This window comes from Achromobacter deleyi (assembly GCF_902859705.1).
GTDB classification, from domain to species: Bacteria; Pseudomonadota; Gammaproteobacteria; order Burkholderiales; family Burkholderiaceae_B; genus Achromobacter; species Achromobacter deleyi.
The window spans coordinates 23,969-39,095 of the sequence record NZ_CADIJO010000025.1 but is presented as its reverse complement, the minus strand read 5'-3'; the positions used below and the strand labels follow the sequence as shown (position 1 = coordinate 39,095).

14 protein-coding genes are annotated in these 15,127 nt (G+C 65.4%); 3 read left to right on the top strand and 11 right to left on the bottom strand.

Features of this window, described 5'->3' with window-relative positions:
- Positions 1 to 112 precede the first annotated feature (112 nt).
- Positions 113 to 667, top strand: a complete 555-nt coding sequence (pagP, locus tag HV798_RS25935; RefSeq protein WP_175190697.1) for a lipid IV(A) palmitoyltransferase PagP — start codon at positions 113 to 115, stop codon at positions 665 to 667.
- Between the two features lie 84 nt (positions 668 to 751).
- On the opposite strand, the gene HV798_RS25930 is transcribed toward pagP, so the two are convergent.
- From HV798_RS25930 to HV798_RS25920, 3 genes are all read right to left on the bottom strand, one after another.
- Positions 752 to 1,363: a gamma-glutamylcyclotransferase gene (locus HV798_RS25930; RefSeq protein ID WP_175190696.1), complete on the bottom strand. Its 612-nt coding sequence runs from the start codon at positions 1,361 to 1,363 to the stop codon at positions 752 to 754.
- A gap of 193 nt (positions 1,364 to 1,556) precedes the next feature.
- The gene (locus tag HV798_RS25925; RefSeq protein ID WP_025136643.1) at positions 1,557 to 2,015 is read right to left on the bottom strand and encodes an Lrp/AsnC family transcriptional regulator; all 459 of its coding nucleotides are present in this window, start codon (positions 2,013 to 2,015) and stop codon (positions 1,557 to 1,559) included.
- 86 nt (positions 2,016 to 2,101) lie between these two features.
- Positions 2,102 to 2,881: an SDR family oxidoreductase gene (locus HV798_RS25920; protein ID WP_175190695.1), complete on the bottom strand. Its 780-nt coding sequence runs from the start codon at positions 2,879 to 2,881 to the stop codon at positions 2,102 to 2,104.
- A gap of 164 nt (positions 2,882 to 3,045) precedes the next feature.
- Here HV798_RS25920 and HV798_RS25915 point away from each other — a divergent pair, with 164 nt between their 5' ends.
- Positions 3,046 to 3,582 carry a cysteine dioxygenase family protein gene (locus HV798_RS25915; RefSeq protein ID WP_175190694.1) on the top strand — a complete coding sequence of 179 codons (537 nt, stop codon included), beginning with the start codon at positions 3,046 to 3,048 and terminating at the stop codon, positions 3,580 to 3,582.
- 45 nt (positions 3,583 to 3,627) lie between these two features.
- Here HV798_RS25915 and HV798_RS25910 read toward each other — a convergent pair whose 3' ends face one another.
- The 6 genes from HV798_RS25910 to HV798_RS25885 all read right to left on the bottom strand — a co-directional run bounded on the left by HV798_RS25910 (position 3,628) and on the right by HV798_RS25885 (position 11,923).
- Positions 3,628 to 5,322 carry a thiamine pyrophosphate-binding protein gene (locus HV798_RS25910; RefSeq protein WP_175190693.1) on the bottom strand — a complete coding sequence of 565 codons (1,695 nt, stop codon included), beginning with the start codon at positions 5,320 to 5,322 and terminating at the stop codon, positions 3,628 to 3,630.
- Positions 5,323 to 5,380: 58 nt separating this feature from the next.
- Entirely contained in the window at positions 5,381 to 6,373 is a 993-nt protein-coding gene (locus tag HV798_RS25905; RefSeq protein WP_025136639.1) for a tripartite tricarboxylate transporter substrate binding protein, read from the bottom strand.
- Positions 6,370 to 7,113 (bottom strand): GntR family transcriptional regulator, encoded by a 744-nt coding sequence (locus HV798_RS25900; RefSeq protein WP_175190692.1) that lies wholly within the window; start codon positions 7,111 to 7,113, stop codon positions 6,370 to 6,372. Before HV798_RS25900 ends, HV798_RS25905 begins: the two co-directional genes overlap by 4 nt.
- A 180-nt stretch (positions 7,114 to 7,293) precedes the next feature.
- Positions 7,294 to 8,013: a VOC family protein gene (locus tag HV798_RS25895; protein WP_175190691.1), complete on the bottom strand. Its 720-nt coding sequence runs from the start codon at positions 8,011 to 8,013 to the stop codon at positions 7,294 to 7,296.
- A gap of 13 nt (positions 8,014 to 8,026) precedes the next feature.
- Positions 8,027 to 10,762, bottom strand: coding sequence for a preprotein translocase subunit SecA (secA, locus tag HV798_RS25890; RefSeq protein ID WP_175190690.1), 2,736 nt, complete (start codon positions 10,760 to 10,762; stop codon positions 8,027 to 8,029).
- 177 nt (positions 10,763 to 10,939) lie between these two features.
- The gene (locus tag HV798_RS25885) at positions 10,940 to 11,923 is read right to left on the bottom strand and encodes a M23 family metallopeptidase (protein WP_175191097.1); all 984 of its coding nucleotides are present in this window, start codon (positions 11,921 to 11,923) and stop codon (positions 10,940 to 10,942) included.
- A 127-nt stretch (positions 11,924 to 12,050) separates the two neighbouring features.
- Here HV798_RS25885 and HV798_RS25880 point away from each other — a divergent pair, with 127 nt between their 5' ends.
- Positions 12,051 to 12,458 (top strand): flagellar hook-length control protein FliK, encoded by a 408-nt coding sequence (locus HV798_RS25880; protein WP_175190689.1) that lies wholly within the window; start codon positions 12,051 to 12,053, stop codon positions 12,456 to 12,458.
- A gap of 195 nt (positions 12,459 to 12,653) precedes the next feature.
- On the opposite strand, the gene lpxC is transcribed toward HV798_RS25880, so the two are convergent.
- Complete coding sequence (gene lpxC / locus HV798_RS25875) at positions 12,654 to 13,577, bottom strand: UDP-3-O-acyl-N-acetylglucosamine deacetylase (protein ID WP_025136633.1); 924 nt, start codon at positions 13,575 to 13,577, stop codon at positions 12,654 to 12,656.
- Between the two features lie 240 nt (positions 13,578 to 13,817).
- On the bottom strand, positions 13,818 to 15,002 hold the full coding sequence (gene ftsZ / locus HV798_RS25870; RefSeq protein WP_025136632.1) for a cell division protein FtsZ: 1,185 nt from the start codon (positions 15,000 to 15,002) through the stop codon (positions 13,818 to 13,820).
- Positions 15,003 to 15,127: the final 125 nt, after the last annotated feature.

The window sequence follows — 15,127 nt, the reverse complement described above, 5'->3', positions numbered from 1 at the left end:
CATCATTGTTTCATCGGGTGTCATCAGCGGCTATTTGACAGCCGCGTGACAGTTAATATGAAAGGCGCTCCGTTACAGTAACGGGATCGTCATCATATTCTCCGTTCCACCCATGACCGCCAGACTCCGGGCAGCCTTTTTTTGCCTGCTGCTCTCGACCTTCAGCGCCGCCGCGCACGCCTGTGAAAACTTGCCCTCATGGGCGCAGTCCGCCTGTAACCGGATCGACCAGATCTGGACCGAAGGCGGCAACGACCTCTACTTCAGCGGATACTCGTGGCACAACCGCGCCATGTACAGCCGCGAAAAGATCAACAGCTTCAATGAATTAGCCTGGGGCGGCGGCTACGGCCGCAGCATCTACGACGAAGACGGCGACTGGCAGGGCCTGTACGCCATGGCGTTTCTCGACTCGCACAGCAAGGTCGAACCCATCGCCGGATATGGCTTCCTGAAGATCGGCCGCGTGAGCGAAAACGTCCGCCTGGGCGCCGGCTACACCGTATTCCTGACGGCGCGCCACGACATCATGAGCTACGTGCCGTTCCCTGGCGTGCTGCCGCTGGTCTCGGCCGGCTACAAGGACACCATGCTGTACGCCACGTACATTCCGGGCTCGCGAGGCGCCGGCAACGTGCTGTTCATGTTTGGCCGCTGGTCGTTCTGACGCGGCCACGCCACAAGATTTAGTCTGATATTACGGGGCCGAAAGGCCCCGTTTTTCTGTCGGCAGCGACCTGCCGGCAAGGGGTCAGCAGGGCTGCAAGCCCAGCCTGCGCACCAGTTCGCCCAGGCGCCAGTCGTCGATGCCGTGGGCCCGCAAGGCCCTTTCGGTTTCCACCACGTAGTCCAGGCAAGGCCCGGAATGCCCGACCGCGTTGCGCACCGAGGCCAGCAGACGGTCATCGGACAGGTCGGCGGCGTACTCCTGGCAAGCGCGGTTCAAGAGGAACACCAGGCCGCGCACGGGCGCCTGCTCGGTATGGCAGGCCAGCCAGCGGGGGGTGTAGGCGCCGGTGACCATCTCGCGGCGCCACAGCGCCTGGAAAACGGCCGGTACATCGCTCGCGGCGATCAGGAAGGCCACGCCGCGGCAACAGCCGCCGCGATCCAGGCCGAACACCAATCCGGGATTGTCAGGGGAACCGCGATGGTCATGCGACCACAGGCACAACGACCGGTGATAACCCCGCACCGTCGCCAGGCGACGCTCGCGCCAGGCAAAACCGGGGTGCCAGATCAGGGAACCATAGGCGAACACCCAGAGATCGTCGGTGCCGTTCCATCCAGCCAAAAGCTCGTCTACCGACGCGGGTTGCGTCTTCGCCAATCCGGCGCAGCCGGTGGGTACTGCCAACGACATAGGGTCCTCTGATATCCCGGTTCATTCCATAGCTGGAATGACGGATATGCTACGCCGCCTGCCGCGCAAAAGAATTGCGAGATTGCCGTCTCGCAACACCCCGAAAGAAATTTGTATTCCCGGGAAGGGGCCGCAGGGGAAAAAAATTGCGCGCTTGGGCCAAGCCGGCCGGCAGGCCGTCGGATGGCAGGTGCTAGACGGCGTCCAGCGGCAGCTCGGTGGTGCTCTTGATGACTTCCATCGAGAAGCTGGCGCTGACGTCCAGCAGGTCCACCGCCGCAATCAGGCGGCGATAGAAGCGGTCATAGGCCGCCATGTCCTCGACCACCACCTTGAGCAGGTAGTCGATATCGCCCGCCATCCGGTGAAATTCCACCACATTGGGCAGCGCCATGACCGCGTTGATCAGGCTCTGCGTCCATTTTTCGTTGTGCTGGCTGGTCTTGATGGACACGAACACGGTCAGGTTCAAGCCCAGCGCGCGCGGGTCCAGCAGGATGGCGTTGCGCGCGATGACGCCGTCGTCCTTGAGCTTCTGGATGCGGCGCCAGCATGGCGTGACGGACAGATTGACCTGCTCGGCGATTTCGGCAACCGAGCAGGTGGCGTCCTTCTGCAGCAACGCCAAGATCTTGATGTCCGTCTGGTCCATGGGGTTTCCTCAAGCGATATCGGCCCAATCTTGCCCTGTCGACCTGCGCCCGTCCAGCCGTGGAACACCCTTGCCCGGCAATCGGCTCAATACGTGCCCGGGTAGCCGCCGCCATCGAGCAGGATGTTCTGTGCCGTCATGTAGCTGGCCTGCGCCGAGCACACATAGGCGCACAGCGCGCCCAGTTCTTCAGGCTGGCCGTAGCGGCCCGCGGGGCTGGCGCGGCCGCGCTCGTCCCACAACTGCTCGAAGGTCTTGCCGGTCTGTTCCAGCATGCCGCGGATGTGGCGGGCCTGGGCATCGGTGGCGAAGGCGCCGGGCAGCAGGTTGTTGATGGTCACGTTGTGGCGCACGGTCTGGCGCGCCAGGCCGCCGACAAAGCCGATCAGGCCGGCCCGCGCCCCATTGGACAGCCCCAGCTCGGCGTGCGGCGCCTTGACGCTGCGCGACACGATATTGACGATGCGCCCGAAGCGCCGCTCGATCATGCCGTCCACCACGCGGCGGATCATGTCGATGGGCCCCAGCATCATCGAATCCAGCGCGGCGATCCAGTCCTCGTGGCTCCAGTCGCGGAAATCGCCCGGCATCGGGCCATCGGCGTTGTTGATGAGAATGTCCGGATGCGGGCACGCGGCCAGCGCGGCCTCGCGCCCCGAGTCCAGCGTCAGGTCGGCCGAGACCCAACCCACGCCGATGCCCGTTTCGCGGGAAATCTCGGCCGCGGCCTGTTCCAGCGTCTGCGGATTGCGGGCAGCGATGGTCACCGCCACGCCCTCGCGCGCCAATTGCAGGGCGCACGCGCGGCCCATGCCGCGGCTGCCGCCGAACACCAATGCGGTCTTGCCGCTGATACCCAGATCCATGCCAGACTCCCCAGAGTTGTGCCAAGAAGCGGACCAGTATAGGAGCGCCAGAGGGCCTGCGGGATGGAATTTTTTTCCAATCTTCCCTGCCAAACGGGCGAATTTGGCAAAGGCATTCCACGGCGAATCCCTAAGATGAAGGCTTGTCATTCAGGGGGATACACATGCCTTCTGTCCAACTTGCCGCCGCCGATCTGCGCTCGCTATGCGAGTCGGTGCAGGCTGCCCAGCTGAATGCGGCGCGCGCGCTGCTGCGCGACCTGGCCGCCAGCGTCGCCAATGCCGGCGACATGCTGCAAAACCTGCCCGAAGACCTGCGCGCCGGCCGCGCCGACACCTACACCCGCCACATTGCCTATGCCGATCCGCATGGCGCCTTCACGGTGGCCTATCTGATCTGGCGTCCGGGGCAATTCAGCCCGGTACATGGCCACAAGACCTGGTGCACCTACCAGGTCCTGCAGGGCGAGCTGGCCGAAACCCACTACCGCTGGGATCCCGATGCGGCCGCCGCCATCGCCTGCGGCGAGGCCCGCCGCCGTCCTGGCGACATCGTCACCGCCACGCAAGGTTTGCGCCAGATCCACCGCCTGGGCAACGCCGGCCCCGGCATCGCCGTGTCGCTGCACATCTACGGCGTCGACCAGGCCGACCTGTGCACCGGCGTCAATCACCTGGTGCCCACGCCCGCGGCGCACTGAACGCGAAAAAAAACGGGGCCCGCAGGCCCCGTTCTCGTTTGGGCCTCAGCCCATCCATTGGCTCACCGGCGCCGCCGTGTCCTGCAACGGCTGCGCCACCACGTCGATCAGCGTCGGGCCGTCATGCTCCATCGCCGCCTTGATCGCCGCGTCCAGCTTGGCCGGGTCTTCCACCCGCCAGGCCTTCACGCCGTAGGCTTCGGCAATGCGGGCGTGGTCGGTGCGGTCGAAATCGACGCTGTAGTAGCGCTTGTCGTAGCCGGCCTTCTGGCTGGCCTTGATCCAGCCGTAGACCGAATTCGAAAACACGATCATCAGCAGCGGCGCCTTGTGGCGCACGATGGTCTCCAGCTCGCCCACCGTGAAGCCGAAGCTGCCGTCGCCCATCACGGACACGCACTTGGCCTGCGGCCGGCCCACCCAGGCGCCCAGCGCCGCCGACATCGAGAAGCCCAGCGCGCCATGTGCACGATTGGTGATGAAGTGGCGACCGGGGCGCGATACATCGTAGTAGGCCGAAAAATACGGGCAAGGCGTGCCCGGGTCCGCGCACACCACCGCGTCATCGGGCAACAGGCGGTTCAGCGACTGCACCACGCGTTCGGGGCGGATCGGCGCGTCCAGGCTGGCGGCCAGGGGCTCGAGCTGCGCCCGGCGTGCGGCCTTGGCACGGCCTGCCAGCACGGCGCCATCGACCGCATCGGACGGCCGGTGCGCCAGGCGCGCCTGCACTTCGGCGCCCAAGGCTTCCAGTGCCAGCTTGGCATCGCCCACCAGACCGACCTCGGTCAGGTAATTGGCGCCGATCACCATCGGATCGATGTCGATGTGCAGGATCGGCACATCGCGGTTCGGGAAACGCCAGTGTTCGGTCGACGTCGACCCGGCGCGGCACCCCACGAACAGCACCACGTCGGCCGCGGCCACTACGTCGCGCGTCGCCATCACGCCCCCGTTGGAACCCACCACGCCCGCATTCAGCGGATGCGTGTCGGCCAGGCTGCCCTGCCCGCTCACGGTCACGCAGACCGCGGCTTTCAAGCTTTCGGCCAATGCCTGCAAGGCGCCACTGGCACCGGCGATCACCACGCCGCCACCGCAGATGATGACGGGCGAACGCGCGCCCACCAGCCGCTGCGCGGCACGCGCCACGTCGGCCGGGTCCGGCGCGAAGCGCAGCGACGGAAAGCGCGCGTGCTCGGGCTGCGCCCACACGTCGGCCGCATCCACCTGCTGCTTCATGACGTCATACGGAAAACACAAGTGCGCCGAGCCGGGCTTGCCGGTCGTCATCGCGCGAAACGCGGCGCGCACCATGCCGGGAATCTGGTCCGCGCGATCGATCGTGCGGTTCCATTTCGTCAGCGGCCGGTACAGGGCTTCCTGGTCCAGTTCGGTCAGAGGGTACTTGCCGCGCGAGCCCACCGCCACGTCGGACGTGATGCCCAGCACGGGAATGGACGACTCGTTGGCCTCTACCAGGCCCGGCAGCAGATAGGTCGCGCCGCCGCCGCTCGGGCCTTCGCAGACGCCGACCTTGCCAGTCACGCGGGCATAGGCGTCGGCCATGTAGCCGGCGCTGCGCTCGTCACGGGTCAGCACGTGCTGCATGCCGTGGTCCAGGCGGTACAGCGCGTCGTAGAACGGCAGGCTGGTGTCGCCGCACAGGCCGAAAATATGTTTGACGCCGTTGTGTTGCAGCATCCGCACCATTGCTTCGGCGCCGGTCAAGTTATCCATGTCTTCTCCAAGCGATGCGCGGGCCGGGCGGAACGCTGGGCGTCCCGCCTCAGGCCGCTCAGTTATCCAGATTGATGTTGCTGCTCTTGATGAACTTGCTCCAGCGGTCGTATTCCGCCTTCACATAGGCATCCAGGGCCGGGCCGTTGGACGCCACGATCTCGAAGCCCGCTTCCTGCAGCTTCTTCTTCACGTCGGGGTCGGCCAGCACCGTATTGAATGCCTGGGTCAGCTTCTTGATGGTGGCGTCGGGCGTGCCCTTGGGCGCGAACATGCCGCTCCAGGAATACGCCACGAATCCGGGGAAACCGGACTCGGCCACCGTCGGCACGTTGGGCAGGTCGGGCAGGCGCTTCTCGCCGGCTACGGCCAGGGGCTTGATCTTGCCGGCCTGGATCTGGCCGCGCAGCGCGGCAAAACTCAGCCAGGTCATGTTGGCCTGGCCGCCCACCACGGCCTGGATGGCCGGGCCGCCGCCGCCGTACGGCACGTGCAGCAGGTCCACCTTGGACAGGCGCTTGAGTTCCTCGGGCGCCAGGTGGTTCAACGAGCCGACGCCGGTGGACGCATAGTTGAACTTGTTGGGCGGCTGCTTGGCGGCCGCCGCCAGGAATTCCTTCAGGTTGTCGCCCGGCACGCCCGGGTTGGCGCCCAGCACCAGCGGAAAGCGCACGGTCTGGGTGATGGCGACGAAGTCCTTGAACGTGTCGTACGGCAGCTTGGGCTTCACAGCGGGGTTGATGCCGTGGTTGTCGAAGCTGACCAGCAACGTGCTGCCGTCCGGCTCGGCACGTGCCACGAACGCAGTGGCGATCTGGCTGGCCGCCCCGGGGCGGTTTTCCACCACGACCGCGCGGCCGCCCAGTTCCTGCGACAGGCGCGGCTGCATGATGCGGGCCAGGATGTCGGTGCTGCCGCCCGGCGGGTACGGCACCACCAGGATCAACGGCTTTTCGTCCGCCGCCCGGGCGGGCGCGGCCGCCAGGCCGCCTCCCAGCGCGGCCAGCGCGCAGACGGCCGCCAGGGCGCGCCGGATCGATGTGTAGGTCATGTTCTTTCCCCTGATGTTGTGGTGTTGGCCGGCGCTGCCGTGGCGGGTTCGGCCTGGTCCCGCATGTAAATCGTGGAAAAACCGGTGCGGATGACGTCCGTGATCTGGTCCAGGCGCCGCCCGATGTGGCTGCGCATCATGTCCGGCAAGGCGTCCACGTCGCGCCGCTCCAGCGCCTGGACGATGCGCATGTGCTCGCCCTGGGTATGGCTGCGCCGGCCCTGCTGCATGTCGATCCAGCGCACGAAGTGGATGCGCGCATTGACGCTTTCCAGCGCCCGCACGAATTCCTCGTTGCGCGACAGGCGCGCCAGGGTCAGATGAAACGCTTCGTCCAGCGCCAGCAGCCGGGTGGCCTCGCCGTCGTCCGGTTCGTCGCGCGACCGTTCCACGAACGCGCGCAGCTCGGCCAGTTCTTCGTCGGTCGCACGCTCGCAGGCCGCGCGCACGATGCCCGCCTCCAGCACCGCGCGGTATTCATAAAGGCTGTGGATCTGCTTGGCGTCCAGCAAGCGGGCGATGAAGCCGCGGTTCACCGATCGGGTCAGGAATCCCTCGACCATCAGCTGGTTCAGCACTTCGCGCAGCGGCGTACGGCTGACGTTCAGGCGCCGGGCCAGTTCCACTTCATTGATGCGCTCGCCCGGCTTGAACTCGAAGCTCACCGCCATCGCCTTGACGGCGTTGTACAGCTCGGCCTGTCCGGCCGAGGTGCGGGCAGCGGGTCGGGATTGCGTCATCGGATGGGTCAGCCGCCAGGGCGCTCCAAGCAGGGATGAAGTGCATACTAAAGTGCATACACTTTGCCTCGCAACCCGGGTTTGCCCGGAAAGCGAGCACGAGCAATCCGCCCCCTTTTACAGGGCAATGCGCAGGGAATGGGGAAAACAGACGCGCGGCCGAGTGGCCGCGCCTGGGGCTCAAAGACCGGTATCGAGCGTGTAGTGCGCGCCGTCGCGGTTTTCCAGCGTCAGCGTGGACAAGGTCGGCACGGTTGCCGACGGGTCTTCCTGCACGTGGATGCGCAGGTTGGCCAGCGGCACATCCCAGCCCCCTGCGGCGGCTTCGGCTTTCACGCCGGCCACCAGGGCCAGGCGCTCAGCCACCTGGCGCGCCTGGGCAGCCCGTGCATCGATGCGTGTCAGGCTGCGGGCGCCATTGGGGTGCGCCATGAGTTCGGGCGACCACACGCACTCGGGCGTCAGATGGCGGCAGAAATACATGCGGATGCCGGGCAGCGGCTGCTCGGCGAAACGCACGGTATGGAAACGAGCCTGCACTTCCTGGCCATCCAGCATGGCCGGCCGGCTCAATTCCTGCATGGGATTGACTGCGAAGCCGGCGGCGAGCAGGCGCTCGCGCGTGGCTTCGGCGTCATAGGTGCGAAACACCAGCGCTTCCAGCCCGAACGGAGAATCGGCGATTTCCTTGCGGGCTGGCGGCGCGCCGGGCGGCCAGCCCAGCAATTCGACATACGTGCCTTCCAGCACGATCAGGCGATTGCACGACCCCAGGTTGTGCACCGCCTTCTCGCTCAGGTGAAAACCCTGGCGCTCGAAGTGCGGCGCCAGCGCATCCAGCCGGTCGCGCACCATGACCACGGCATGGTCGAATTCGGTGTGGCCGACGGAATGCAGCATGGCGTCTATCCGGTCAGACCAGCTTGCCGTGGCACTGCTTGAACTTCTTGCCGCTGCCGCACGGGCACGGATCGTTGCGGCCCACCTTGGGCAGCACGTTGCGTTGCGGCTGCGCGCCCTCTTCCGTGGCCGACTGGGCCAGGGCCTCGTCGTAGTCGGAGTGGTGGTACTGCACGTTCTGCACATGCGACTGGGCGGCTTCGGCTTCGGCCTGCTCGACCTGCTCGGACGACTGCACACGCACCGTCATCAGCACGCGCACCACGTCGTCGCGAATGCGGTCCAGCATGCCCGAGAACAGCTCGAAGGCTTCGCGCTTGTATTCCTGCTTGGGGTTCTTCTGGGCGTAGCCGCGCAGGTGGATACCCTGGCGCAGGTAATCCAGCGCCGACAGGTGCTCGCGCCAGTGCGTGTCGATGGCTTGCAGCATGATCGAACGCTCGAACTGCGACCACGATTCCGCGCCCACCTGCTCGACCTTGGCCTGGTAGATCTCGCGGGCCGCCGCGACCACGCGCTCGCGCAGGTCTTCGTCGGTCAGGGTGGCTTCTTTTTCGAGCATCTCGACCAGCGGCAGACGGATCTGCCAGTCGGCTTCCAGCGCCTTTTGCAGGGCCGGAATGTCCCACTGCTCTTCCACCGATTCCGGCGGCACGTAGGTGTTGAACAGCTCGGTCACCGCGGCATCGCGCAGGTTTTCGACAGTAGCGCCCACACTGGCGGCTTCCAGCACGTCGTTACGCTGCGAATACAGCACCTTGCGCTGGTCGTTGGCGACGTCGTCGTATTCCAGCAATTGCTTGCGGATGTCGAAGTTGCGGCCTTCCACCTTGCGCTGCGCGGTTTCGATCGATCGGGTCACCATGCCCGCCTCGATGGGCTCGCCCTCGGGCAGCTTCAGGCGTTCCATGATGGCGCGCACGCGGTCGCCCGCGAAGATGCGCATCAGCGAATCTTCCAGCGACAGGTAGAAGCGAGACGAACCCGGGTCGCCCTGGCGGCCGGCACGGCCACGCAGCTGGTTGTCGATACGGCGCGACTCGTGGCGCTCGGTGCCGATGATGCGCAGGCCGCCTGCGGCCTTCACTTGCTCGTTCAGCGGCTTCCAGTCGGCGCGGATCTTTTCGATGCGTGCGTTCTTTTCGGCTTCGGACAGCGATTCGTCGGCGCGGATCAGGTCGACCTGCTTGTCGACGCTGCCGCCCAGCACGATGTCGGTACCGCGGCCCGCCATGTTGGTGGCGATGGTGATGTGGCCCGGCTTGCCGGCTTCGGCAACGATCTCGGCTTCACGGGCGTGCTGCTTGGCGTTCAGCACTTCGTGCGGCAGCTTGGCCTTTTTCAGCAGGCCCGACAGCAGCTCGGAGTTCTCGATGCTGGTGGTACCCACCAGCACCGGCTGGCCGCGCTCGTGGCAGTCGCGGATGTCTTCGAGAATGGCGTTGTACTTTTCCGCGTCCGTCTTGAAGACCTGGTCGTTCTGGTCCTTGCGGATCATGGGCTTGTTGGTCGGGATGATGACCGTTTCGAGCCCGTAGATTTCCTGGAATTCGTACGCTTCCGTATCGGCCGTACCGGTCATGCCGGACAGCTTTTCGTACATGCGGAAGTAGTTCTGGAACGTGATGGACGCCAGCGTCTGGTTCTCGTGCTGGATCTTCACGCCTTCCTTGGCCTCGACCGCCTGGTGCAGGCCGTCGGACCAGCGGCGGCCCACCATCAGGCGGCCAGTGAATTCGTCGACGATGATGACTTCGCCGTCCTGCACCACGTACTGCTGGTCGCGGAAGAACAGCGAGTTGGCGCGCAGCGCCACCATCAGGTGGTGCATCAGCGCGATATGGCGCGGGTCGTACAGCGACTCGCCCTCGGGCAGGATGCCCAGGCGTGCCAGGATGCCTTCGGCATTGACGTGGCCGGCTTCCGACAGGTAGACCTGCTGGCTCTTTTCGTCGACCCAGTAGTCGCCTTCGGGTTCCGGCTCCTGCGGCTTGGGCTCGCTGGCCATGCGGGTCAAGAGCGGCGGCACCGCATTCATGCGGATGTACAGCTCGGTGTGGTCTTCGGCCTGGCCCGAGATGATCAAGGGCGTGCGCGCCTCGTCGATCAGGATCGAGTCCACTTCGTCGACGATGGCGTAGAACAGCGCGCGCTGGCGCCGGTCTTCAACACGGTATTCCATGTTGTCGCGCAGGTAGTCGAAACCGAATTCGTTGTTGGTGCCGTAGGTGATGTCGGCGGCGTAGGCGGCCTTCTTTTCCTCGTTCGGCTGCTGCGGCACCACCACGCCCGTGGACAGGCCCAGGAAGTGATACAGGCGCCCCATCCATTCGGCGTCGCGGCGGGCCAGGTAGTCGTTCACCGTGACCACGTGCACGCCCTTGCGGGCGATCGCGTTCAGGTAGACCGGCAGCGTGGCCATCAGCGTCTTGCCTTCCCCCGTGCGCATTTCGGCGATCTTGCCGCTGTGCAGGGCGATGCCGCCCAGCAGCTGCGCATCGAAGTGGCGCATGCCGAAGACCCGCTTGCCGGCTTCGCGCACGACGGCGAAGGCTTCCGGCAGCAAGTCGTCCAGGGATGTGCCCTGGGCGTGGCGGGAGCTGAACTCCTCGGTCTTGGCCGCCAGCTCCGCATCGGAGAGCGCGGAGATCTTGGGCTCAAGCCCGTTGATCTGGGTTACCAGCTTGCGATACTGCTTAAGCAGCCGGTCGTTGCGGCTACCTATGAGTTTTTTGAGCAAAGAAACCATGCGTATGTCGGCCGCACGAACTACGCCGCGCCCGCAAACAGGCTGAGGGCAGCGTCGCCCGTGACTTGATGTTATTTGGTTGAGCGGGGGTCCGCTGGGAAACGAACCAGTTTAACGCACCTGGAGCGCAATAGCCTGATCCTATGGCCAGGCTGGCACTGTAGCCCGGATCGGGCCTCAGCGCGCGGCGCCGTTGGCGCCGACCTGCGCCACGGCGGGCGGCGCGTGTTGCTGCGGCCCGAGGAACAGGCGCGGATCCAGCGGCTGCCCGGCCAGCCGGACCTCGAAGTGCAGGTGCGGGCCGGTGGACCGGCCGGACGAACCGACCCGGGCCACCTGCTGGCCACGTTCGACCAGTTGCCCCTGCTTGACCATCAGGGACGAGGCATGGGCGTAGCGGGTGATCAGGCCATCGCCGTGGTCGATTTCAACCATGTTGCCGTAGCCGGGCTGGAACTTGGCTTCCAGCACCACGCCGCCCGAAGCCGCCAGGATCGGCGTGCCCGGCGGCGCGGCGAAATCCAGCCCTTCGTGCATGGCCGAGCGCCCCGTCACCGGGTTGCGGCGCCAGCCATACGACGAGCTCAAATAGGGGTAATCCGTGATCGGCATCGCGGTGGGCATGCGCGCCTGATCGGCCGAACGCCGCGTCAGCGCGGCATCCAGCAACTTGAGGTTATCGGTCTGCAGCGCCAGCCGCTCCTGGATTTCGTCCAGTTGGCGGCCCAGCGCTTCGGCCGACGCCGCGCTCGGCGGCGACCGGTCGGTGAACAGGTCGTCCATGACCTGGGTGGCCTCGGGTGCATGGGTGGCGTCGGTAGACGCGGCGGCCAGTTGCTTGGCGACTTCCGGGTCGGTATAGGCCACGCCCGCCACCTGAGCCACGCGCTGGCCCAGGCCGTCGATGCTGACCAGCTTGGCCTGCAGCGCCCCCACCTTGGCGGCCAACAGATTCATGTTGCCGCGCAGGAAGTCCGCATCGCGCCCCGGCTGCTCGGACAGCGGCCAGCCCACCGTGTGCACGGCGGGCAGGATCGGCGTAATGTACCGTTGAAGCGCGGCGCCAAAGATGGCGGCCGTCATCAACGCGCCCCCCAGAAACAACGCCAATCGCGTGCCTCCCAGGGTGAAATGCCCGTCCTGCCCATCGCGGGCGTGCATAATCACGATTTTCAAGGTTTGCTTCCTAATTCTTAGAGCCGGGATGAATAGACCCACTTCATACCGTCAACGTTCCAGTTCCAGCCGGCGGAAAGAAAATACCGCCCTGGGATGGCTGGGTCATGACATGCGGGGCGCCGGCGTACTGGCGACCGCCCGCAAGCACTTGCAAATCCAATATGCGGTGGCGGCGATTCTGCCCGCCCCGTTGGGCGCCGTATGCCAGGTAGGCAAGCTGGAAAACCAGCGCCTTCAACTGGTGGTGCCCAGTGCCGCGCACGCGGCGAAGATGCGTCAACTGGCCCCGCGCATCGCGCAGGCCTTGTCGGACCAAGGCTGGAACCTTAACGAAATTGCCGTCAAGGTACAAGCCGGCCTGCCCAAGCCCGGCGCCCGCCAGCCGCTACCCCCGAAAGAGGCGCAGCCCCTGGGCGACACCGCCCTGGGCGCATTCGAAGCGCTGCACGACACCCTGCGCCCCGGCCCCTTGGCCGACGCCGTCGCCAAGCTTTTGAAGCACCACAAGAGTAGCTGAGATAGCCAGGCTTGTCCGGCACGTCGCTCGCCCGGATACCAAGCGAAACCAAGTTGTCGGACCGGATGACGCCTCGGAAAATGCCTGGATGGCACCCGAAGGCGGAGGGACGACGGCAGGCGCCATCCCGGGGACAGGGCAGGACATCAGCCGGGGACGGTCCCCGGTGATACCGCCCTTAGCGGCGAACCGGCATCAAGCCAGTTGCCATTCGTGCCGGAACGCCTGCGGCGCAGCGGCTTGCGATTCGTAAGTGACCAATTCCCAGGCGTCGCGCTGCGCCAGCAGTGCACGCGCCAACTGGTTGTTCAGGCCGTGGCCCGACTTGCACGCCACATAGCGCGCCACCAGGGGCTTGCCCAACAGATACAGGTCGCCGATGGCGTCCAGGATCTTGTGCTTCACGAATTCATCGTCGTAACGCAGGCCGTCGCTGTTCAACACGCGGTATTCGTCCATGACGATGGCGTTGTCCAGGCTGCCGCCGCGGGCCAGGCCCATCGAGCGCAGGGCTTCGACTTCATTGACGAAGCCGAAGGTGCGTGCGCGCGCGATTTCGCGCACGTACGAATGGGTGGCGAAGTCGATCTCGGCGAAATTGGCGGTCGAGTCGATGGCGGGGTGGCGGAAGTCGATCGAGAAGGCCAGCGCGTACCCTTCATGGGGTTCCAGCCGGGCCCACTTCTCGGTGCGACCTTCGCCCTCGCGCACTTCCACCGTCTTCAACACGCGGATGAATTGCTTGGGAGCGTTCTGCTCGACGATGCCCGCCGAGCGCAACAGGTAAACAAACGTGGCCGCACTGCCGTCCATGATCGGGACTTCTTCGGCAGTGAGGTCGATATGCAGGTTGTCTATGCCCAGGCCGGCCAATGCCGACATGAGATGTTCCACCGTGGACACGCGGACATTGCCTTGCTGCAGCACGGATGCCATGCGGGTGTCGCCCACGCCCGTAGCCTGCGCCGGCAAGTCTACGACTTCGGGCAGATCGACGCGATGGAACACGATGCCCGTATTGGGCGCCGCCGGACGCAGGGTGAGCTCGACCCGCCGTCCGGAGTGGACGCCGACACCAGTCGTGCGGACGAGATTCTGAATGCTGCGCTGTCGGAACATGAGACTAAGGTATTTTGAGCCAGGAAGCCGACAAGTTAAGAAGAGTTTGCCGGCGTAACTGACGTATTGTAACTCTGTCCGGTTCCCAACGCCATCAAGGGCGCGTGGACCGACCGATAAAACCGTCCCCTATTCACACCGTGCAAGGGAAACACGGGCCGCTCCGCCTCCGGCTTGCCTGCGGGGACAGGCAAGCCGAAGATGAGGGAGTGCATATAGAGCCCGAATCAGGCTCCAGGTTCAATCCGCCTGCTTGCGCAGGAATGCCGGGATGTCGAAATGATCCATGCCCGAGCTTTCCAGTGCACGCACCTGGGCCGACGCCTGGCTGCGCGGGTTGCGCATGACAGACGGCATGTCCAGATTGCGGTAATCACCCTGACCGGCGGCCGGCATCGTGCCCATGGGCATGTTGTCGGTACCGGTACGCAGCACTTCAGCGGTGCTCTGCACCAGTTGCGGACGCGCCTGCGCACGGCCCAGGCCGGTCGCAACCACGGTCACGCGCAGGTTTTCACCCATCGACTCGTCGTAGGCGGTGCCGAAGATCACGGTCGCGTCGTCCGAAGCGTAGCTGCGGATCGTTTCCATGATTTCGCGCGTTTCGCGCATCTTCAGCGAGCGGCTGGCGGTGATGTTGACCAGCACGCCGCGAGCGCCGTTCAGGTCCACGCCTTCCAGCAGCGGGCAGGCAATGGCGTGCTCGGCGGCGACGCGGGCGCGGTCAGCGCCCGAAGCCGATGCCGTGCCCATCATGGCCTGGCCTTGCTCGCCCATGATCGTCTTGACGTCTTCGAAGTCGACGTTGACGTTACCTTCGACGTTGATGATTTCGGCGATGCCCGCGCACGCGTTGTGCAGGATATCGTCGGCCGAACGGAAGCAGTCTTCCTGCGTCGCGTCCTCGTCCATCAGTTCATAGAGGTTCTCGTTGAGCACCACGATGAGCGAATGCACGTGCTTGGCGAGTTCGGCAATGCCGTCCTCGGCCATCTTCAGGCGCTTGTTGCCTTCGAACGTGAAGGGCTTGGTGACCACGCCCACCGTCAGAATGCCCAGCTCCTTGGCCACTTCGGCCACGACCGGACCTGCGCCCGTGCCGGTGCCGCCGCCCATGCCGGCGGTGATGAAGACCATATGCGCGCCGTTCAGGGCGGCACGGATCTCCTCGCGTGCGGTTTCAGCCGACGCGCGGCCTTGCTCGGGCTTGGCGCCCGCGCCCAGGCCCGTGCGGCCCAGACGGATCTGCACCGGGGCGTTGGTCGCCGCCAGTGCCTGCGCATCGGTGTTGGCGCAGATGAAATCCACGCCGTGCACGCCGCTGCGAATCATGTGCGCGACGGCATTGCCGCCTGCACCACCCACACCAACGACCTTGATTACGGTCCCTTTGGTGTTGTTCTCAAGCATCTCAAAGTTCATCATGATGACTCCCTCACAAGTCCGATTTTGCAAATCACAAAAATTCCCCAACAACCTATATTTTGTGAATCGCCTCAAAGCCGAAGCCGACCGGTTTGATCCGCAACGGGTTTGAGACGCCTCCCCTT